Raw genomic sequence first — 22555 nt, forward strand, 5'->3', positions numbered from 1 at the left:
CTAATAATTATGTATTTTTTATTCACACGAACATCAACAACGTTGAAAATACGCCATTTTTTCGCGACACGCCATATAACTTTTTTATAGATAATTTTATTTACTATCAATAAAAATCGCATATTTGCAAGAAATCTGCTTTAAACCCAAGAGTCTGGTTCAATTCCTTGCGGTCCCACGAATTCTCCGTTCGGCACATAACTTGGTTCTCCTGTATCTTCTAAAACAGCGTCAGCAAACATTGAAACTTGATTTCCAAATGTCCAATCCCCTCTAATAGTTACTGATTTTGCAGCAGCTAAAGCTGGAACAGAATATGGGAATCTTTCGTTGAAATCATTGATGTTTTTGTAATAACGTGGATCCAAATCAATATCAGGAAATATATAGTTACCATCTTCCATTTCATATGAATCAGTAAGATGGAATCTATCTGATCGCATAATAAATAAGTCATTGGTTGTTTTAACAGGCAAGAAACGCATGCGATCAACTTCTACGCAAATTGCGTCATCAAAAAGTGAAGCTATTGCGCCCATTGCTGTTTCTAATTGCACTACTGGTGTGCTGCTTTCGTCAGTTGGGTCAACAGTTTTGTGATTAAAAATAACAGGCAAAGGCAAAATTCCTTTGTGCTCTTTTAACTTTTTTTCTAGAGCATCTACACGAACCCAAATATTATTTGTGTTGAAGTATGGATGTTTTTTAATGCTTTGTGCGCTTCTACGATCCTCAGGATGAACCTGTGTCATTTCTCGTAGTATTAGTCTTCCTGTTTGCGCGTCCCTAACAATGTGACCGCCCTTACGATCTGCTTGCGTTCGCTTCGCAACCTCAATCATGATAGGTGCGCCAGTATTTTCAAAATGTTGAGCAAGAGTGCGCGACGGTCTAGCACCTAAATTGTCAGAATTTGAAATAAACAAATACTCAATTCCATTTTCTTTAAGAGTATGCAATAAATCAGATTCCCACAGAGTTGAAAAAATATCGCCGTGACCTGGAGGGCACCATTCAAGAGATCGATCTTCCTTGTGAGAAACCGGTTCTCCAGTTTCCTCTACTAATTTTGGTTCTTGATGTTGAATAATTTCTACAGGAATATTGTCTTGCACAAACTTGCGATTGCGTTTTAGTACTTGCAAAGTATCATGAGACGTGCGGAAAGAATTCATGAAAATAAGCGGAAGATTAACTCCTAATCGTTGACGAGCTGTAAGAACTTGTCCAATAATAATATCAATAAAGCGCATTTGGCGAGCTTTATGCCTACGAACTGGTAGTAAAGATTTTGCGCAAGACAAGCCCATAGATGTTCCCAAACCGCCATTTAATTTAATAAAAGCAGTTTTTGCGAATGCGTTAACAGCTTTGTCGTGATCAATAGTTTCGTAAATTTCGTGGAAAGTTGGAACGCTTTTAATAGGCTCAACCGTGCTCTCGCGAATAAACTCCGCAGGCTTATCCCCTGATTTATCTAAATTCCAAGCATTATATAAGTGTTTAAATTGTTCAATAGCAATTTCGCTCATGCCTTGTTCGCGCATCTTTGCAGCGGACAACTCAAACGCGTCATCCATGTAAAAGCCTCCTCGTATGCATGTGACCTTAATAGTTTAGCGATTTGTGCGTCGCTGCGCAAATATTGCTTTTAACGGTTATTTTGAAATACTATTATGATTCTACCAAAGTTAGAAATTGCAAGATAGAAAATAATAAGCGCAGCCAATAATAAATACTGACTGCGCTTATGAGAAATTTGCTACTAAACACCACTAAATATGAAATTTAGTTATTTTCTGCATTGTTGTCATCATTTTCTTCCGGTTCATCTCCAGTTTTTAGATGATGCTCGTCATAGCCTTGCAAGTAACGAGTGTGACGCCAATGGTGAATAGAAGCGTTTGTACCGCGATGATGTACGTGATACTTACGTGGAGTACCACCATAAGGAAGCTCTTTAACTTCGCTAGCAACTGCTATTTGGTTCACATTAGAAGGATCCATAATAGCAATTGGAGCAACAGGCTCTGGTTCTGTTGGAGCGGCAGTTCGATTCTTCAAGTGCGATGGCAACCATTGTGCAAACCAAGACAATGCCAAGCAAATAAGGAAATATATTACTGCTGCAACGCTTAATGTTTGCAAAATATTAAAGTACATTGATCCGAGTCGACGCGATTCCTGAAGCAAATCAGTGTACATAATAATTGAACCAAGTGCAGTATCCTTCAAAACAACTACAAGCTGAGTTACTGCTGCAGGCATCATAGCAATAATTGCTTGAGGCATTTCAATTTGTGTCAATGATTGGTATTCGCTCAATCCTAATGCAAGCGAAGCTTCTCTTTGACCGTTTGGCAAGTTGCCAACACCAGATCTAACAAGTTCTGCAACAACAGAACCGTTATACATAATCAGTGCCAAAACAACAGCCCAGTATGATGATTCTTTCATACCAGAAAGTGCGAATGCTCTCCACAAGAAAATCATAAGCATCAATACTGGTACTGCACGGCAAAATTCTACTACTATTGCGGAAATACTACGAATAATAAAATTAGGTAGTAAACGGCAAAGTCCGAAGAATAAGCCAAATACAATAGAACCAACTACTGCAAGTAACGATGCCTTTAGTGTCATCCATAATCCAGGAAGATAAAAATCAACCCAGGCTTCAGATTCGAGTGCAGGATTCCAAAGTGTCCAAGAAAGTTGGTTTTCTCCCTCTGGAGGATTGCTCAAACGAACGAGAATAGCAATAATGCAAATAACAAAAATGCAACCGGCAATAATATTAGCTATGCGAATTTTCTTAAGAGCTTTTGGACCTGGAGCATCAAATAATAATGATTGTTCACGTTGTTTAGCCATTGTTATCACCTTCTCACAGCAAGTTTATTTGACAAATAAGTAGTCAAAATGCCGATAGGAATGATGAGCATAATGTATCCGCAAGCGAAAATTAAGAAGATTGGAACAATCAAATCTGCATGTTTCTCAATCATTTCGCTCATCATTGTTGAAGTCTCTGTGGCAACTGATGCTGCAGCAGCAACTGTAGAATTCTTAAGCAAAGCAATAAAAGTATTACCTAATGGTGCTACTGAACCGCAGAAAGTTTGTGGAAGAATTACTTGTGTTGCAGATTGGAAGAAATTTAATCCAAGAGCGCGGCAAGCTTCTGCTTGGCCAACAGGCACTGTATTAAGACCAGATCTCAAAGATTCGCAAACAAATGCTGCAGTATAAAGCGACAATCCAGCAATTGCCAGCCAGAAGAAATTCACTTCAAAAATTGAGGAGAATCCTATCTTAAGCTGAGCGTAAACGCCTAAAACCATAAAAACCATAATGATGGTAAGTGGCATGTTTTTAAACAATTCAACATAAACTGTAGCAATCATGCGTAATGATGAAACAGGGCAAATGCGCATAGTAACAAGAATTACGCCAATAATTGATGAAAAAAGTACACTCCATAAAGTTATTTCAATATTAACCAAGAATGCTCCTGGAATATTGTAGGAGGTAAATAGCTGCATAAAATCTTGCATATTACTTCTCTCCTTCTTGAGGAATTGGCGGATTATACTTTGCGTTTGGCTTAAAGCCAGTGCCTCGTAAATTGTCGTCTAGAGCTCTTTTCCATGATCCGTTACGAATCATGTCTTTTAAGGCTGTGTTAATTTTCTTAGCTAAGCCTGTATTTCCTTTTTTAATGCCAATTCCGTAATATTCTGCGGTAAATGGCTTGTTTACAAGCTTTAAACGACCTCGAGAAGCGGTTGCTAAACCAGCAAGAATAATGTCGTCGGTAGTTACAGCATCTACAATTCCTGAGAATAATGCAGTTGCACATTCTGCATAACCAGGCTGTTGCATAAGCTGTACCTTTGAAGAGTAACGCTCCTTAATAGCAATTGCAGATGTTGAGCCTGAAACTGAGCATAAACGCTTTCCGTCCAAATCATTTGGACCGCTTACTTTATGCTCATCTTTTCGAACTAGTAAATCCTGGCCAGCAATAAAATATGGTCCTGCAAATGTCACCATTTTTTTACGAGCATCCGTAATAGAGTATGAGGCTACAATCATATCAACATCGCCATTTTGGAGCATCGTTTCGCGTTGTTTAGATGGTGATTCTTTCCACACAATCTGATCTTCGGAATAGCCAAGCTTTTTAGCAACATACTTTGCAACATCAACGTCGAATCCAACGTAAGTTCCTGATTTTTTGAAGCCGATGCCTGGCTGATCGAATTTAATACCGATGCGTATGACTTTTTTACCATCGCTACGATCGCACGCTGTAAGTGGCATAACGCAACATATGGTACAAAGCATCGCTAGTATCGCACGAAAAATGCGATTTTGTAATATTTTCATATCTTTTCCCTTCATAAGAACTGTTTTAAAGTTTCAGAATTTTACTGAAAGATAAAACAAAAAGCAGATTAATGCGTAAGAATCTTGGAAAGGAAATCTTTTGCACGATCAGTTTTTGGATGTTCAAAGAATTCTTCAGGAGTGCCTTGTTCAAGAATTTGACCATCTGCCATAAATACAATTCTGTCAGCTGCCTTGCGTGCAAATCCCATTTCGTGGGTAACACAAATCATAGTCATGCCTTCTTTTGCAAGTTCAACCATGACATCAAGAACTTCATTAACCATTTCCGGATCTAGTGCAGATGTAGGTTCATCAAAAAGCATAACTTTTGGCTGCATAGCAAGAGCTCGAGCAATTGCAACACGCTGCTGCTGACCGCCGGAAAGTTGTGAAGGCATTTTATTTGCTTGATTATCAACTCCGACTCGAGTAAGCAATTCCATAGCAAGAGATTCAGCACTTTGCTGATCCATATGGCGCACTTTCATTGGAGCAAGAATAACATTTTCCAAAATAGTCTTGTTAGCGAAAAGATTAAAGGACTGGAATACCATACCAACTTCTGCTCGCAAAGCTGCAAGTTCTTTTCCTTCTTGAGGAAGTGGCTCACCGTCAATACGTATGTCACCTGAATCAATAGTTTCGAGACGGTTAATTGTGCGACACATTGTCGATTTACCAGAACCAGATGGACCGATAATAACTAGTACTTCGCCTTTGTTAACAGTCAGATTGATGTCTTTAAGCACATGAAGTTTTCCGTAATGCTTTTCGACATGACTTAGTTCTACGAGGGGATTTGCCGCTTTTTGCACTGAAATAGTGCGATTAGTCATATCCTCGGCGTTTGGATTTGACTTTGATACTTGCTTATCCATAACAAGAAGTTTAGCTAACCTGTGTTACGGCTATTTATCACTATCGTTACGTTTTGTAACTCTTACGTTACAAAAAAGCCGTTAATTGTAATCATAAAATCAACAATCAACGGCTTATCAATAACACTTTTTACAAGTATTTCTATTTACTCGTTTTCTTCTGGATCGTAATCAACGCCAGTTTCAGCACGCTGCTCGTCAGAAATCGGAGCAGGAGCGCCGGTTAGAGGATCCCTACCGCCGCCAGCCTTAGGGAATGCAATTACGTCGCGGATTGAGCTTGCGCCTGCCAAAATTGCAGCAGTACGATCCCAACCCAAAGCAATACCAGCGTGAGGTGGAGCACCATACTTGAAAGCTTCAAGCAAGAAGCCGAACTTTTCGTCAGCTTCAGCCTTATCGATTCCAAGAACATTAAGCACACGATCTTGAATATCGTCGCGGTGAATACGAACGGATCCGCCGCCCATTTCGTTACCGTTGCACACGATATCGTAAGAATCGCTCATAGCGTGCTCTGGATCTTTATCAAACTTATCGATCCAATCAGCCGACGGCATTGTGAATGGATGGTGCATAGAAGTCCACTTTGAGTGACCAACAGCAACGTCGTCATCATCTGGATCATCAGTGCGCTTGAACAGTGGGAAGTCAACAACCCAAGTGAAAGCAAACTCATCTGGGTGAAGCAATCCTGCGCGGCTAGCAAGTTCAACGCGCACTGCGCCGAGCAAAAGCTGCGAAGACTCGCGGGAGCCTGCTGCGAAGAACACTGCATCGCCATCTTCTGCTCCAACAGCTTCCTTAAGACCTGCGCGCTCTTCTTCACTAAGATTCTTAGCAACAGGACCCTTTAACTCGCCATCTTCACCAAACACAACGTAAGCCAATCCCTTAGCTCCACGCTGCTTAGCCCAATCCTGCCAAGCGTCAAACTGACGGCGAGGAGTTGCAGCACCGCCCTTAAAGAGCACAGCGCCAACGTATGAAGCTTGGAACACGCGGAATGGAGTGTTCTTAAAGTAGTCAGTCAACTCAATAAGTGGGTTTCCAAAACGCAAATCAGGCTTATCGGAACCATACTTATCCATTGCTTCCTGCCAAGTAATACGAGGCAAAGGAAGAGCAATCTCGTGACCAGCTTCCTTCCAAATAGCAGCAATAACGCGCTCTGCCATAGCCATAACATCTTCCTGGCTTGCAAAGCTCATTTCCATATCAAGCTGAGTGAACTCAGGCTGACGATCCGCACGGAAGTCTTCGTCGCGATAGCAACGAGCAAGCTGATAGTAGCGCTCGACGCCAGAAACCATGAGCAACTGCTTTAGAAGCTGAGGAGACTGTGGAAGTGCGTACCAAGAGCCTGGAACCAATCGTGCTGGAACAACGAAGTCGCGAGCACCTTCAGGAGTTGACTTAATGAAAGTTGGTGTTTCAACTTCAGTAAAGTTCATGTCTTCCAAAGCATGGCGGGCAGCCTTAGCCATATCAGAGCGAAGCTTCAAATTGCGCTGCATAGATGGGCGACGCAAATCAAGGTAACGATACTTCAAACGAACATCTTCGCTTGGAAGCTTGTTCTCGGACTCGTTTTCCAAAGCTGTTGAAACCTGGAATGGCAAAGCGTCTGACTTTGCGAGAATAGTAACAGTTTCTGCAACAATCTCAATTTTACCGGTTGCTAAATGATCGTTTTCGTTGCCATCTGGACGCAAGCGAACTTCGCCGGTCACTTGCACAACGAATTCACTACGCAATGGTCGTGCAGTTTCTTCATCGTAAATAACAACTTGCACTAAGCCTGTGTTATCACGGACATCAACAAAGGCAACTCCACCATGATCGCGGCGACGATCAACCCAACCAGCGATGGTTACTTTTTGCCCGACTAATTCTTCAGTCACTTCAACGGCATGATGTGTGCGATACGCCGTCTGGCTCATAAGTCCACTTCCTCTACAATCTAATTGATATATTCATTTGTTTCTATTGACATGATTTTGCGCGCAATATTCAAGCAAATTTGCAAGAACATTATTTAGCGCAAGAAACTGTCTGCCGGGCATAAACAGTATCCGGTTGCCAAGACGTGGCATCCGCGGTTTCCTGTTCGCCAGTAATAATATTTTTTACTTCATCGTGAGATGACTCTGATTCAGTGCTATCAGCAGGGAACCACACATAAGGAATGCCGAGCTTGTCAGCATATTTTATTTGCTTACCAAGCTTTGCTGCGCTAGGAGCAACATCTGCTGCAATGCCTCGATCTCGTAAAGTTTTAGCAATAGCATTGCATGCAGGACGATCTTCTTCATTCCACACTGCAACAAGTACTGCAGCAGGAGAAACTCGAGAAACAGTAGCTCCTGCAGTGTGAAGCATATAAGAAAGCAGTCGAGACATGCCAATTGAAAGTCCTACGCCTGGATACTTCTTCTTGCCCTGTGAAACTAAATTATCGTAACGTCCACCAGAGCAAATTGAACCAAGAGATGCTGCATTATCAAGGAAAGTTTCGTAAACAGAACCAGTATAGTAGTCAAGTCCACGAGCAATCTTCAAATCAGCAACAACAGCGCCTGGGCGAATACGTGCTGCCTCGTCTACAATCATTGCAAGAGTTTCAACACCTTGAGAAGCTAAAACATAAGACTCGTTATCATCATTTCGAGAAATATTATGCTTATCGCATAATTCGTCGAAACGAGACTTCAACTCATCTCCTGTTTCGGCAGTAAGTTCAGCTAATTCTAAGCATGCATCAGCTTGAGAAGCCGTAGCTCCGCATTCTTTTACCAAAAGCTTGGATACTTCTTCAGCGCCAATTTTGTCTAGCTTATCGATTTCTCGAAGAACTCCCTCGATATCGCTTAATCCAATACCGCGATAAAAACCTTCAGAAAGCTTTCGATTGTTAGCATGAACAGTTGCCTTAGGAAGACCGAACTTACGTAAACGCTCAAGAGCTTCAACCATGACAAGTGGAAGTTCAACTTCGTAGTGTGAAGGTAATTCGCCATTTCCTACGACATCGATATCTGCTTGAACAAACTCACGGAAACGACCTTCTTGTGGACGCTCCCCTCGCCAAACTTTTTGCATTTGCCAGCGCTTAAATGGGAACGTCAAATCACCAGTATGCTCAACGACGTAACGGCTGAGTGGAACTGTTAAATCGAAATGTAAACCAATGCGTTCTTCTACAGGAGTGTCGGATTCGTGACCAACTTCTTGTAAACGCGATAATAAATAAATTTCTTTACTGGTTTCGCCTTTTTTTAATAAGCTTGAACCCTGTTCTACTGCACGCGTTTCAATTCCAATAAAACCGTTGAGTTCAAACACTTCTCTTAGTGTGTCAATTACTTGCTGTTCAACAGCGCGTTCACTAGGAAGCCATTCAGGGAAACCCGATATTGATGAGCCTTGTACCATGTCCACTATAATAGGTGGTGTTGCGGAAAAATCATGGCTTACCGTCATACTTATTCGTAACAATGTTACCGTGCATCTGCTGTAAGGAGTCGTCCCGTGACCGAACAGACTAAACCTGAAGAAACTACTAAAACTACTACCGCGCCAAAGCCAGTTGCTCCATCTCCAGCAAGCTTCGCGCATAAGACTCGTGTTGTTGCTCAAGCACCAACCATTTCTTATAGTGAAGAGGATATTAAAGCCGCAAAAACCTTTGGCCGTGTTGATGAAAATGGCACTGTTTACGTTACTGAAAACGGTGCTGAGCGTGAGGTTGGTCAATACTCCACTGGCACTCCTGAAGAAGCGTTGACTTTCTATATTCACCGTTATCTTGATTTGAAGATTAAGCTTGATCTTTTTGCTAAGCGCTTAGAAGCTTCCAATGTAAAAGCAAAAGAAATTGACGAAACGCTTAATACTTTGAAAGCTGAATTGGAAAATCCTGCTGCCGTAGGCGATATTGCTGCTTTACGTGCGCGACACGCCGAATTGACTGCAAAAGGTAATGAAAAGAAGGAAGCAATCGCTAAAGCTCGAAAAGAAGCTCTGGAAAAAGCTTTGAAAGAGCGTACAAATATTGTAGAACGTGCAGAATTGTTAGTAGCGCAAATGAATGAATCTACTAATTGGCGTGAATTAAACGATAAGCTACGTGCTTTATTTGACGAATGGCAGGAGCATCAGCGTACTACTATTCACTTGAATAAGTCTGATGCCGATGCTTTGTGGCAGCGTTTTTCAAAGGCTCGTTCTGCATTCTCTCAGGCTCGCAATTCTTGGGTTAAAGAACGTGAGCACGTGCGTAATACTGCTAAGCAGCTTAAGGAAGCTATTATTGCAGAAGCTGAAAGCTTAAAAGATTCAAAAGATTGGCGTGAAACTTCTATGAAGTTCAATGCTTTGATGGATCGTTGGAAGAAAGCTGGCAATGCTGGCCGCCAGCACGATGATGCTTTGTGGGCTAAGTTCCGCGAAGCTGCTGATGCTTTCTATCATGCTCGTCAAAATGACCGTGAAAAGGTTAATGCTGGAGAACACGAAAATCTTGCTAAGAAGGAAGCTTTGCTCGTAAAAGCAGAGGCTTTGTTGCCAGTAGAAAATGAAGAAGCTGCTAAGAAAGCTCGTAAGGCTTTGTCTCAGATTCAGGAAGAATGGGATGCTATTGGTTTCGTTCCTCGTGAAGATATGCGTCGTATTGAGTCTCGCTTAAACGACGTTGATAAAAAGATTAAGGCTGTTGAAGAAGCTGCTTGGCGTGAGGCTGATCCTGAAGCTAACGCTCGTAAGTCCAGTTTTGCTTTACAGTTGGAAGCACAACTAGAAGAGCTTAACGCTGCTATTGCTAAGGAAACCGATAATAAGCGTAAAGCTAAGTTGGAAGCTGAAAAGGCTACTAAAGAGCAGTGGTTGAACGCTGTTAAATAATTAGTTTTATAACTAACTAAAAGTATGGGGTCGCTTGATTTTAAGCAACCCCATACTTATTTTTTCGGCTGTATTTTAAGCTTTATTTGCTTTAAGAGTTTTTTATTAAAGATTTAGCTAAATGAATAAAAGTATTAGCTAAATTAGAATCTGCCAATTTTCCATCTTCGGTTAGAACAGCAGGTCTCCCTGCTTCACCAGTTTCTCTAAGCGCAGGATCTAAAGGAAGTTGAGCTAAAAGAGGCACATTAGTGTCAAGAGCGTTACAAAGTTGTTCGCTTACTCTCCTTCCTCCTCCTGAACCAAATAATTCTAAGCGCTCGCCGTTATTTTCAAACCAGCTCATGTTCTCAACAACTCCGCGAACTTTTACAGGAATTTGCAAAGCCATAAGACCTGACCTAACTGCTACATCTGATGCGCTAGGCTGTGGAGTTGTTACTACAACAAGCTCTACGTTTGGTAAGGATTGCGCTACAGCTAATGCCATATCTCCTGTGCCTGGAGCTAAATCAAGAAGTAAAACATCAGGGTTGCCCCACCAAACATCTGAAAGAAACTGCTCTAAAGAACGTTGTAATCGTGGTCCTCTCCACAAAATAGCACGATCAGTTCCAGCAAACATTCCAATAGAAATAAGCTTTACTCCCCAAGCAACTACAGGCATAAGCATTCCGTTTAAATTTGTTGGTTGAGAATTAACTCCAAACATTCGCGGTAAAGAAAAGCCGTAAATATCGGCGTCAATAGCTGCAGTATCGTAACCTAATGCTGCAAAAGTTGCAGCTAAATTAGCAGTTATAGAAGATTTTCCAACTCCGCCTTTCCCAGAAGCTATAGCAAAAATTCTCGTGCGAGTGCCAGCTTTATTAAATGGATTTTCTTTGCGTTCAGCTTTTAAATCTGCAACCAACTTTTCTAATTTAGTTTTACTCATTGCAGTGGCGTTAACGTGCGGTATGAGTATTGCTTGAGGATATTTAGATATAGCTTCTTGAACTCGTCCTGTAATTACTTCTGCAAGAGGGCAATTTGGCACAGTAAGTTCAAGATTTATTTCTACATCATAAGCAAACTTTGTTGTATCAATGGTTTCAGCTTTTTCTATCACATGCACTCCGGTTACCATATTTAATTCGGTAACAGAGCGACCTAATTCTGGATCAATAACGCTACCCAGCAAATCGTAAACTTGTTTTTCGAGTTCACTTGTATTCATGCGTTATGATTCCTCAGCAATGAGATTTGGAACAGTATTATTTGCAATTTGTAGTATTTCTTCTAAGTTCCCAGTTTTTAAAAGAGTATTAAACTGTTGTTCGTTAAGCATAGGGATGCCAAGTTCTTGCGCTTTAGTTGCCTTGGATCCTGCATTTTCGCCTAGAATAACGCAATATGTGTTCTTGCTTACTGATCCTGATGCTTTGCCGCCTCTTGAGACTATAGCTTCTTTTGCGCTGTCTCTTGTAAATCCTTGCAAAGATCCTGTAACAACTATTGTTTTACCTACTAATGTTTGAGCGAAAGATGATGCTTCAACTTTCCCTACTACACCTGCTTCTTGCCACGATTTTAATACTTCAAATTGCCAATTAGCAGGGTCATTAGCTTGTTGGAACCAGTTGTATACTGCTTGCGCAATTTCAGGACCAACTCCATCAATTTGTGTAAGTTCTTCAATAGATGCTTTGGAAATATTGTCTAAAGATCCAAAATTTGCCGCTATAAGACGTGCAGTTGGTGGACCTAGTCTACGAATAGATAAAGCAACCAAAACTCGCCACAGTGCTGCATTCTTGCCTTTTTGAGCTATTTCTTCAAGCATACTACGAGTAGTTTCAGAAGGTCTTGTATACCATGGCACATTTATTGTTTCTTTAGCGTTGTCGCTAGTTTTAGCATTTCTAGTAATGCGCTTATTTTTCCAAAGTACCACTTTAGCGTCAATTGGAACTTGGAATTTAGGATATTGAGGATCCCATTGTTCGTTTGGTGAAGTAGTTTTTTCGGGAGTTCCTTCTGCTTCGTAATTTGTAGATAACTTTGCTTCGATTGTGCGAGTCCAAAATGCTCTAACTTGATGCCAAAGACCAGATCCGCCTATTTTGCGTGTACGCTTTTTAAAGCTACCGTCTTTACTAACTTCTTTCCACTCTTCAACAAGAGGAATTTCTTTCCAAACCATTACATTTTGCAAATCGTCGGCAGTAATACTAAATAATCCAGCTTCATTTCTAAGTACTGGAGTTTGTGGTTCAGGTAGCGTTAAATCTGGTGACGGTATATATGGTTGTTGAGTTGCGCCTCGCTGAATTATAATTTTATCCATATCTGGGCAGTAAACTTCTGCAGTTGTAGGTCTGCAATCCTCAGGATTTGTAAGAGCTAGCGCAGCGTTATCGCCCAAATTTTCAATATCAAAAGCTTGTCTGGAAGCCAAGTGAATTATTCGTTCTGTAAGTTGAGCTGGGCAGTTTTCTACATTTGGGCAACGAATGTCTTTATCTCCCTCTTTTGCAGGAGCTAGCTTAGTTCCACAAGATGGGCAGTATTCTGGCATAACAAACTTTCTAAGTTCATTTTCTCGCCCTTCCCTAGCTTTAAGTACCGGTCCGACTAATTCTGGAATAACATCCCCAGCTTTACGAACTACGACAGTATCGCCAATTAGCACACCTTTATGTTCAACTTCGTAAGCATTATGAAGAGTTGTGCGAGAAATTGTCGATCCTGCTACAGTAACAGGTTCAAGAACAGCTACAGGAGTTACTCTTCCAGTTCTTCCAACCTGGACAATAATATCCTTCAAATAAGTATTAACTTCTTCAGGAGGATACTTGTATGCAATAGCCCATCGTGGAGCTCTAGAAGTAGCTCCTAATTGATGCTGTAATGCTCTGTCATCAACTTTTACAACTATGCCGTCTAAAGCGTGCAAAATATTTGCCCTATGCTCTCCGTAATAGTCAATCATTTCTTCTATTTCAGAAAAATTTGTGACTTTTCTTGTGTACGGAGAAACAGGTATTCCCCACTGTTGATAGAGCTTATATGCGTCAGACTGATTAAATTTTGTTTCACTATTGTTATGGCTTGTATTTTCTTTCCAACGAAGCTCACCTAGTCCGTGTGCAAAAAAGCTTAATCGACGCGTGGCTGTAATTCGTGGGTCTTTTTGGCGCAAAGAGCCAGCTGCAGCGTTACGAGGGTTTGCAAAAGCAACTCGTCCAGCATTTTCTTGTTCATCATTTAATTTTCTAAAGTCTTCCCATTTCATAAAAACTTCGCCACGAATTTCCACGAACTCAGGAATATCGTCAGGATTGTCAGAATGAAGCTGTGTTGGTATTGCTTCAATCGTTCTTACGTTTAATGTAATATCTTCGCCAGTTACGCCGTCGCCTCTAGTAAGACCTTGTTCAAGAGTACCGTTGCAATAAATAAGATTTAAAGCAAGACCATCAATTTTTACTTCGCAAGTCATAGGAAGAGGTTTAGACTCATCCCATTGTAAATCGCGAATTACGCTGTTATACCAATCGTGTAATTCTTCAATTGAAAATACGTCATCCAAACTCATCATTCGAGACGGATGCTTTACAGAAGTAAAATCGTTAGAAAAAGTTCCACCTACGCGATGTGTTGGAGATTGAGGTGTGTCTAAAGTTGGGAAGGCAGCTTCTAAAGCGCTTAGCGCTCGCATTCTTGCATCATATGCTGCGTCTGAACTAGTCGGAGAATCTTCTACGTAATAAGCAATTTGATCAGATTGTGCCCAAGCTGCCAATTTTGCCCAAAGTTTCGCAGCTTGCTCTATAGTAAGCGTCGCTGGCTGCAAGTTTCCAAGAGCCAACGCATCAGTGTCTGTTGGCTGAAGTTGAGCAATCCACGTATCTGTTTTTTGCGTATTTTCATGAGTCTCATTTTGCTCGTCAAAATCGTCAAAAAGAGTCCATTGTGCGTTTTTTGACTCGATATCATCGTGAGCCATACTCATGAAACCCCCTTCAAATCAGCTGTTGCTTTATATAGATTATGTCACTTACCATTTACGCATTTAATGAACGTAAGAACTGTGATTGTACTGCACCTTCACAATCGTCATTCAGTGACATTCGAATATGCGCTACGCACAAAGTTCTTGCAATTACAAACATTCCATCGTCAACAGTTAGCTTTGCGGCTTTTCCAATAATATGATTTGCTTCAATATTAGGCCAGACAGGAATATCGTCACTCATAAAGCAATGTCTAACATCATCCATACTAGTAGGAGCTTTATAACACTGCGAGCGCATTCGTGATAATAATTCTTCTAGTTCCATTTGTAGCGGTTCTATTCTTCCTGGAGCTAAATAGTCTGCCATTCGGTAAGCGCTTGCTGCCAGAGTGAACTTGTCTTGCATCCAAGCTGCATAAGCTAATCTATAGTATGCGAATGCTGCGTCGTCTTTGTCTAATGCGACTCGAAGTGCGTTTAGACATGCTGCTACTGTTGACGTCCAATCTTCTTGTTGCGATAATGCTGCTGCAAGTCGCAAATGCGATAATGCGTATGTTGGAGCGTATGAAACCATTGTGTTTAAATGTTTTAACGCCGCATCATATTGATGTAGTTGTGAGAGCAAATCTGCTAATTCCATGTGGGCGTAGAATAATCCGTCTGGAATAAGTAGTGTTTGCTCGTCTGGTGTTGCGAATAAGCGGTTGTACACTACTCGTTCTGCATATGAATTAAAGTAACGTGGCACAGCATTATCTATTGTGAACATGGTGTCAAATTTTGCAATATTGTTCTCATAAGATTCTAATGCTTGTTTAATGTCGCCCTCTATGAGTTGTTCTTGGGCGTGTATGCGCATATCTCTTATATTTTGAGATGCTTTGAAATGAAGTTCCGGTATTGTAGTTTCGTCAATAAGTGAACGAGTTACTATATCTGCTTGGTTGTTAAGCTCTGGGTCGCCAATTTGTTCGATGATATTCATTGCTTCACGAGCTTTTTCAGCTGTTGTTAGCAATGGTTGTGAAGCAATATGATGAAAATCGGCGACTGCTTGCTGTAGCAAGTCTTCTCGTTGTATAGAAAGACCTTTAGCATGTTCTGTTCCGAGTATTTCTTCTTGTTCTTCGTTAAATAGTGTGTCTGAAAACTCTGGCTCTTCCTGTGCGCCGTTAGGCGAGAAGCAAGTGTCATGCAAATCGAATGATGGTTCTACAGTGTTAAGCTTGCAATTTTCGTTTAAGCTTATACGCGCGTTAGATTTTTTGTAGAATTCTATAGGATTTTGTAATCCGTGCGAGCGAATATGTTTTACGAAATTGTCACGTTCGAAAGTGACGGTCATTAAAGTTCGCACTTCTGGCGGTTCGCTAAATGCTGCTAAAGGATTTGTGTTATTTGTGTTGTTTGCGTTGTTTTCATTGTTTCCGACTTCCATCGCGCTTGTTAAATCATCACTATGCTCATCTACTAATGATTGCGCAGCTTCTACAACATCAGCAAACGGTAGGTGTTGCAAATCTTGCAACTTAGAAGGGTCACCATGAATGTCTCCATCTTTTGGCTCACCTTTTTCGTGCGTACTATTGTTATCAATTCTATTTAGTGCTCTTAGCGTACGATTTAGTAGATTGCTAATAGCGCTATCTTGTGCAGCAACCATTTCTTCTAAACCTATAGAGTCAAGTCTAATAGAAACTTGCTGTATTTTATCGCTAATACCAAAAGCGAGAGTTGCAAGCATAATTCCAATTCTCAAATTGTAATTTACTGAAATATTGGACTTTTCGCTATCGCTATACTCATGCCACTTATTTTTATGAGTATCGTAGATACTTCTTGGCATTAGTGATGATCCTGTTGCTGTAAAAGCTAATGCAACTTTCCCATCTCCTAAATTAGAGCGAAAATCTGCATCAAAACGGAACGGTAAATACAAGCTACGAATAAGTTCAGCTAAAGATTGGCGATACAACCACTCTCCTGCTTCAGTCTGTTTTAAATACGATGCAGACTGTTGGCACTTGCGAGCTTTGCGCCATAAATGCATTAATGGGCGAATACAGTCATCTTGCGTAGGATCTCCGAAACTTTGCATTCCTAAATCTTCGCTAGCAATAAAAGCTGGATCTTCAATAAATGAGTTATCGATAGCACAAATGCGCTCGCAAGTAATATTATCTTCTAAACTTTTACCACCTTGCGATGCGTTTGCTTGAATGCATTGATAAATTGCTTGTAGTCTGTTTAATGCACCTTCAATGCGCAACACTTTCAAAGCTGCAGAAGGCTCTAATGAATCATCCCAAATCAAGTAATGTGCTGAAGTTTTCTGTGCAGGTTGTAAGTGTAATCTTTCCGCTGCATGGACTGCTTCTAGACTGTGAGTTTGCTCTAATGCTCCAACGTCGCGCATGACGCGTTCGTAGTATTCTTCCAAACCGGAAACTCTAAAACCTTCTTTGCGCGCAGTTTTAATATCGGAAACGCTTCTTCTTATTGCGCCAAGAGGAGCTTCTGTATGTAAGCGGTGTAATACGTGAAAATATCCAAAACCAACTAATGATTGGTGTAAATCTGGCACAAAAAAAGTCGCAAAAAATACTGTAGCAATAGCGTCTTCATATGAAAGATTGCATCTAAAATCGTCACTCAACGATACGCGTGTGCCTTCGATAGTATATTTTTTATGCTTTCCATTGTTTAAGCAGATCCATGAAGCAACTTGATGTAAGCCATCATCTAAAGAAACTTGCATAACAACATCGCCATAGACAAAAGGCTTATCGTTAATGTTTTGTTTTGCGTATGAGCTTGAAGTATTCTTATTTACTTTCTTTTTTCGTAAATTTTTAAATACGTTTTGTAGTTGTTTTGTAAAGTTATGTGATGCTTGTATTTGCTTAGATCCATAGAATCTAGTTTTGTTATATAGATTAAAAGACCCTTGCTCAATAAATGACAATTGTGGTATGCGCTCAATTGCTTCTACAGGAGTTACTTTATCTCCTGTGTAAACTCTCCCATCTTTGTCTGCGATTGCAAGTTGACGAAAATGTTTTCCATCATCTTTGCATAAACCTAGCGCAATTCCAAATAGTTTCCCAGGGATTTTAAACCAAGCTAGTTGGGTATTTGCTGGAAGTCCTGGAAAATCACAAAAAATACGGTGTTTAGAAAAAGTAGGAATGGAAGTAATTTCGCCTTGTTGCCATAAGGAATCAATAGCGTCTGACATGATTGACATACGATCTTCTTTAGAGTGTGTCTGCTCGGTAGATTGCACGTCTTCAGCCATAATCCCCATTCTTTCAAGTCGTTGACATAATGCAAGTTGCGTTCGTAAGCATTCAGCATTTAATCTTATGCGCTGACTGCACTCGTCACATCATAGTTCAGTATATAAGTAGTATATAGGAAACGCATGTTCGATGTGTGAATGTTGCAGAATTGTGGATATTTTATTTTCAAATGGAGCGGACAACGGGACTCGAACCCGCGGTCTCAACCTTGGCAAGGTTGCGCTTTACCAACTAAGCTATGTCCGCAAACAAGTGAATACCTTATATCATTTTCATAAAAAGTGCAAATTAGGTATGTCGCAAGCCTTACAAGTACTGGCTGCACTTGTAAGGCTTACTTGTTTCAGATTTTCAGTGTTTTAAGTTGAAGACTTATTTTATTTGTTTGCTTACTTGCTTTCGTCATCGCGCTTTGGAGAAGATGGTGTTGCACCCTTTTCAAGCACTCGACCAGGGCCTGCAAGATAAGCTGCGCGGCCTGCTTCAATACCAAGCTTGAATGCTTTAGCCATAAGCACAATATCGTTTGCAGTAGCAACTCCAGTATTTGCCATTACAGCTGCAGCACCCATTTCCATTGCTTCAGCAGCCTGGCTTGGAACGCCAATGCCGGCATCGACAATAACAGGAAGATCGATTTCGTCGATAATAAGCTGAATAAACTTCTTAGTTTCAAGACCCTTGTTAGAGCCAATCAAAGAGCCGAGAGGCATAATTGCGGCAGCTCCAGCGTCGCGCATTGCCTTAGCAAAGTACAAATCTGGATACATGTAAGGAAGAACAGTAAAACCTTCGTCAGCCAAAATCTTTGTTGCTTGCAAAGTAGCTTCATTGTTTGGCAACAAATACTTGCGATCAGGAATAATCTCAAGCTTGATGAAGTTTCCGCAACCCATTTCGCGAGCAATATGTGCAGTGTTAACTGCTTCCTCTACAGTTACGCATCCGCTAGTATTAGGCAAAATGGTAACGCCTTCTGGAATATGCTTTAAAATTCCTGCAGCTTTCTCGCTATAGCGAATTGCTACAGTAATCATTTCAGCTTTAGCACTATTTACTGCGGCATCAATAAGCTCCTCAGAATACTTTCCAGAACCCAAAATGTATCGAGAAGTAAACTTCTTACCACCTAATTCTAAATAATCTTCATTCTCCATAATTTCCTCCATTTTTTATCCATTTCAACGCTTCTAACGCTTCTAAACTTGCGATAATCGAAACATAAGGCAAATACAAGCCTTCTTCAGGAGAAGACTTAAAATCACCTACTAAGCACACGTTTGAAAGATGCTTAATTTTTACGTTCTTAATATCTCCTAGTCCAGATAAGCCAGAAGCGGTAATAACATATTTGTTAGGATGATTCATGAAATAGTCAAGAACCATTGCTTTCGATTCGCGATTGTCGAATGCTTCAATAAACAAGTCGGAGCGCTCAGCAATCTCATCTAACGATTCCGGCGTAACTTTTTGCACGAAAGCTTCTACTTCAACGTACGGCAAAGTTTCATTAAGCCGCGCTTTAGTAGCAGATACTTTATGTTGTCCAATTTCGTTAATCGTATAATTTTGACGGTTTAAATTCGAATACTCGATACTGTCAAAATCGTAAATGTACAACTTTTTTACGCCGGCTCGCGCAAGCATTAACGCAATATTTGATCCCAAACCGCCGCAGCCAAGTATTGAAACTGATTGTTGAGCAAACAAATCATTATCTTCCTTTAGCTGACGTTTAAGAACTTTTGCGCGAATATCGTCACTTTCCATTCATCCTCCTCCCATAATGCTAAATACTTCAATTTTTGCGTTATCTTTAACTATGAAAGTTTCAAAATCTTTGCGTTTTACTAATTCACCATCAACTTCTATTGCAACAAAAGTACTGTCGTAGCCTTCGCGCTTAAGTAGTTCAAGTAAATTCTCGTTCTCAACATAATCCACAGTATCGTGATTAAGTTTCAGCACACTTACCTCCTTTCTGTAGAATATGCTTTAAGTTTTAAATATTACGTTTAAAGATTCTACCTAATCCTTAGCTGGATGAAGAATAAACTTGCCCTTGAAGCCTTTGCAAACGCCATTTTCTTGGCTGTAAATTTCTTCGCCGCGAAGCAAAGTTCTTACCACCTGGCAGCCAATAGTGCGACCAACGTATGGGCTGAACTTGTTTCGATACTCAAGGTCTTCAGCTTTAAGAACATAAGGAGCGTTTGGCTTAATGAATGCAAGATCTGCGTCGTAACCCAAACGTATGCTGCCTTTTCCTTTCAAATCGAAGCGTTTTGCAGAATTGCTAGAATTCAATGCCACAAATTGAGTCAACGACATTCCGCGCTTTTGCACAGCTTCATCAAAGAACACATCAACATCGTTTTGAACGCTACCAATACCACCCCAAGCTGTGAAAGCATCATCAGTTTGCTTCAAACTCAAAGGAGCTGGCGAATGGTCGGAAACAATGAAGTTAATAGAACCGTCAAAAACCTTTTCCCACAAGCCATTCTGGTTTTCCTTGTCACGAATTGGCGGAGTGCACTTAGCGATATTTCCAATTTCGTCAAGCTCAGAAGTGTCGAAATACAGGTAATGGTTGCAAGTTTCGCAGCTTACGTCTACGCCATTCTTACGAGCGTCAGCAACAGCTTGAGCGCCTTCCGGTGAAGAAACATGAACAATATGAATTCTGCATCCAGTTTCTTTAGCAAAAAGACAAGCGCGTTCAATCGCTTCAACTTCGGTGAAAACAGGTCTGGTTGCTACGAACTCAGAAAGCTTTCTAGCTCCCATTTGATGAGCTTTCTTTCCAAGCTGGTCTGTAATAGGAGCGTTTTCGCAATGCATAATCAAAATTTTGCCGGTTTTTGCAATCTGCTGCATACCGGTGTAGAGGGAATAATCGTCGCAATTATACAAATCAACTTGCAAATCCTTGTCGCCAGTAGTTCCAAGGAATGCCTTGTAATTAACGACACCCTGCTTATCTTGCTCGCATATTCCGCCATTGAGGTTTTGTGGTTCCAAGCCACCAGTTTGACCAACATCAACCTTGAGCTTTCCGTCGGCTTCTTTAAGCACTGCTTCAAATGACTTTCCATCAGTAGTAGCAGGAATCTGATTGCAAGGCATTTGCAGCATTGTAGTAATACCGCCTTTTGCGCCGGCAGAAGTTGCTGTTACAAAACCTTCCCAATCGTCGCGAACGCCGCCGCCTGGAGCGTTAATATGAACATGAGAATCAACTTTTCCAGGAACAACTATTAAATCAGTTGCGTCAATAGTTTTATCGGCTGTAAAGTTGCTTCCAAAAGCGGCAAACTTGCCGTCTTTAATTGCTATATCGGCTTTAGTTGCTTCATTATCGAATACAACCAAACCGTTTGTGATTACTACATCGTAGTTCATATTATTTCCTTTCTTTAGCCATTGTTGGCTGAAAAACTTTTGATAGTAATATTTGACACACGAAGCCTACAGCGCATCCCACAATCCATGAGATTTGAGTAAGCGGTGAAAGTAGAGGAATTATCTGCCCGGAAAGAGCAAATAAAAGCCCAAGTATCGTAGAAGTATAAGATATCCAGTTAGTTCCAGAATAGGCAGATTTTGACGAGCTATTTGTATCGTAATAAATTTGATCAAGATCAATATGCGTGCGCTTTACTACGTAATAGTCGGCAAGTAGAACACCTGCAATAGGGCCTAAAAGCATGCCAATAAGATTCAAGAAGCCTGTAATATTAGCCATAAACTTCCACGGCATTAACACAGTGCTTACAAGAGCTGCAATAACTACGCCACGCTTATAATTTACAAATCGCGGAGCTAAAGCAGTTAGCTGGTATGCTGCAGGAACAATATTGCCAGTAGCATTTGTGCAAACTGTAGTAAGTAGAAGCAACCCAGTAGCTATTGCAATTGCAGGAAGACTATCCCACTTGTTTATGATAACAAGAACATCTGTAATAGTTTCATGGTAAAAAAGCGATCCGCCCACTAAAATAACTACGCTTGTAAAAGCAAAAAGCGCGTAACTCAGCAAGAAGCTAGCAATTTGACCTTTTAGTTGAGCCATAGTTGACTTTGCGTTTTGCGTAAAATCAGCAATAGAAACGGCAGGAGCAGCCCAAACGCCCAGTACAGAATTTACAACCATCATCATGAAAAGCCCAAGACCGTAATTAGTTGGCGCTTGAACAGTAGCATGATATTGCATGATTGCAGATAATCCACCAGCACAGCTAATAGCCCATACGCTCATGCAACCAAAAACAACGTAAATAAGTGGGCTTAATACTACAGTTAGCTTATTAAGAGTCTTTCCTCCGCCTAAACCAATCGCCAAATTAAGCAACCAAAATATTGCGAAGGAAATAATAATAGGTATGTGCGAACCAACAAATGGTATTTTGTTTCCAAAAGTAAGAAACTCAGGGCAAATTTTGCCAACTAGAATCTCTAAAGCTTTCGCACCTATATATGTTTGAATTCCATACCAGCATATTGCAGCAACTACTCCCCTGAGGAATCCTGGTAGTTGAGCGCCTGCTTTTCCGTATGTTGCGCGCAAATGCATAGAAAACGGTATGCCGTATTTGGAACCTACAACACCGTTAGCAACCATGACAATTGCTGTAAGAATTGCGCCAAGCATGATACCAATCATTACGTAAATTGGAGAGTATCCCATTAAAAGGAATGCGCCAACTGCAGCATAATTAGGAATATTGTGTACAGACTGCATCCACAAAGTGCAGAAATTAAGAGCGCTCATTGTGCGTTTTTCTTGCGGCTTTGGCAGTAAATCTTCGTTGGTGTAGCCGCGCTCGCGGTAACATTCCAAGTTTTTACTAGCTACTGGCTCGTCTTGTAGCAGTTTACTAATTTGCATGCGCACCTCCTTACTTTTCTTGTTTGTAATTTGATTCTTTTTTGTGTTTTGAGTTTTTTGAAAGTAATAATCGCAACTTTGCTCAAAAATAAAAAAAGATACGAAAGGATTTCGTACCCGTGGTGGTGCGCCCCTTCGTATCAGCCTCTTATTCGTGAATAAGCGTTGTACTCTCATTCGATAT

16 protein-coding genes and 1 tRNA gene are annotated in these 22555 nt (G+C 40.8%); 1 reads left to right on the plus strand and 16 read right to left on the minus strand.

All coding sequences use genetic code 11. The features are described 5' to 3' along the window. Window positions 1-140: 140 nt before the first annotated feature. From HXT29_RS01855 to hisS, 7 genes are all read right to left on the minus strand, one after another. Window positions 141-1580, minus strand: a complete 1440-nt coding sequence (locus tag HXT29_RS01855; RefSeq protein ID WP_004106635.1) for a UTP--glucose-1-phosphate uridylyltransferase — start codon at window positions 1578-1580, stop codon at window positions 141-143. A 208-nt stretch (window positions 1581-1788) separates the two neighbouring features. After that, on the minus strand, window positions 1789-2874 hold the full coding sequence (locus HXT29_RS01860; protein WP_004106637.1) for an amino acid ABC transporter permease: 1086 nt from the start codon (window positions 2872-2874) through the stop codon (window positions 1789-1791). Between the two features lie 5 nt (window positions 2875-2879). Then, entirely contained in the window at window positions 2880-3557 is a 678-nt protein-coding gene (locus tag HXT29_RS01865; protein WP_004574250.1) for an ABC transporter permease subunit, read from the minus strand. A gap of 1 nt (window position 3558) precedes the next feature. Continuing rightward, window positions 3559-4392 (minus strand): glutamate ABC transporter substrate-binding protein, encoded by an 834-nt coding sequence (locus HXT29_RS01870; RefSeq protein ID WP_064340390.1) that lies wholly within the window; start codon window positions 4390-4392, stop codon window positions 3559-3561. 68 nt (window positions 4393-4460) lie between these two features. Then, complete coding sequence (locus HXT29_RS01875) at window positions 4461-5273, minus strand: amino acid ABC transporter ATP-binding protein (protein WP_004106646.1); 813 nt, start codon at window positions 5271-5273, stop codon at window positions 4461-4463. A gap of 146 nt (window positions 5274-5419) precedes the next feature. Further along, window positions 5420-7216: an aspartate--tRNA ligase gene (gene aspS, locus HXT29_RS01880; protein ID WP_032842491.1), complete on the minus strand. Its 1797-nt coding sequence runs from the start codon at window positions 7214-7216 to the stop codon at window positions 5420-5422. Window positions 7217-7307: 91 nt separating this feature from the next. Then, window positions 7308-8708, minus strand: coding sequence for a histidine--tRNA ligase (gene hisS / locus HXT29_RS01885; RefSeq protein WP_064340395.1), 1401 nt, complete (start codon window positions 8706-8708; stop codon window positions 7308-7310). Between the two features lie 96 nt (window positions 8709-8804). Here hisS and HXT29_RS01890 point away from each other — a divergent pair, with 96 nt between their 5' ends. Beyond that, entirely contained in the window at window positions 8805-10175 is a 1371-nt protein-coding gene (locus HXT29_RS01890) for a DUF349 domain-containing protein (protein ID WP_004574246.1), read from the plus strand. Window positions 10176-10266: 91 nt separating this feature from the next. Here the strand turns inward: HXT29_RS01890 and HXT29_RS01895 are convergent, their stop codons facing one another. The 9 genes from HXT29_RS01895 to allW form a co-directional block, all read right to left on the minus strand. Next, window positions 10267-11394 carry an Mrp/NBP35 family ATP-binding protein gene (locus tag HXT29_RS01895; protein WP_004574245.1) on the minus strand — a complete coding sequence of 376 codons (1128 nt, stop codon included), beginning with the start codon at window positions 11392-11394 and terminating at the stop codon, window positions 10267-10269. Between the two features lie 3 nt (window positions 11395-11397). Next, window positions 11398-14166 carry an NAD-dependent DNA ligase LigA gene (gene ligA, locus HXT29_RS01900; RefSeq protein WP_422118421.1) on the minus strand — a complete coding sequence of 923 codons (2769 nt, stop codon included), beginning with the start codon at window positions 14164-14166 and terminating at the stop codon, window positions 11398-11400. 58 nt (window positions 14167-14224) lie between these two features. Then, the gene (locus HXT29_RS01905) at window positions 14225-17476 is read right to left on the minus strand and encodes a tetratricopeptide repeat protein (RefSeq protein ID WP_422118422.1); all 3252 of its coding nucleotides are present in this window, start codon (window positions 17474-17476) and stop codon (window positions 14225-14227) included. A gap of 174 nt (window positions 17477-17650) precedes the next feature. Next, a tRNA-Gly gene (locus HXT29_RS01910) sits at window positions 17651-17726 on the minus strand. 143 nt (window positions 17727-17869) lie between these two features. Then, window positions 17870-18637 carry a thiazole synthase gene (locus tag HXT29_RS01915; protein WP_004108959.1) on the minus strand — a complete coding sequence of 256 codons (768 nt, stop codon included), beginning with the start codon at window positions 18635-18637 and terminating at the stop codon, window positions 17870-17872. Further along, on the minus strand, window positions 18627-19250 hold the full coding sequence (gene thiF / locus HXT29_RS01920) for a sulfur carrier protein ThiS adenylyltransferase ThiF (RefSeq protein ID WP_004106663.1): 624 nt from the start codon (window positions 19248-19250) through the stop codon (window positions 18627-18629). The genes HXT29_RS01915 and thiF overlap by 11 nt, the downstream gene beginning before the upstream one ends. Beyond that, window positions 19251-19448, minus strand: a complete 198-nt coding sequence (gene thiS, locus HXT29_RS01925; RefSeq protein WP_004106666.1) for a sulfur carrier protein ThiS — start codon at window positions 19446-19448, stop codon at window positions 19251-19253. A 60-nt stretch (window positions 19449-19508) separates the two neighbouring features. Continuing rightward, window positions 19509-20885, minus strand: coding sequence for an allantoinase AllB (gene allB, locus HXT29_RS01930; protein WP_004106667.1), 1377 nt, complete (start codon window positions 20883-20885; stop codon window positions 19509-19511). Between the two features lies 1 nt (window position 20886). Next, window positions 20887-22371 (minus strand): allantoin permease, encoded by a 1485-nt coding sequence (gene allW, locus HXT29_RS01935; protein ID WP_174163930.1) that lies wholly within the window; start codon window positions 22369-22371, stop codon window positions 20887-20889. Window positions 22372-22555: the final 184 nt, after the last annotated feature.

The organism is Gardnerella sp. DNF00550 (assembly GCF_049262685.1).
In the GTDB taxonomy this organism is placed as follows: domain Bacteria; phylum Actinomycetota; class Actinomycetes; order Actinomycetales; family Bifidobacteriaceae; genus Bifidobacterium; species Bifidobacterium leopoldii.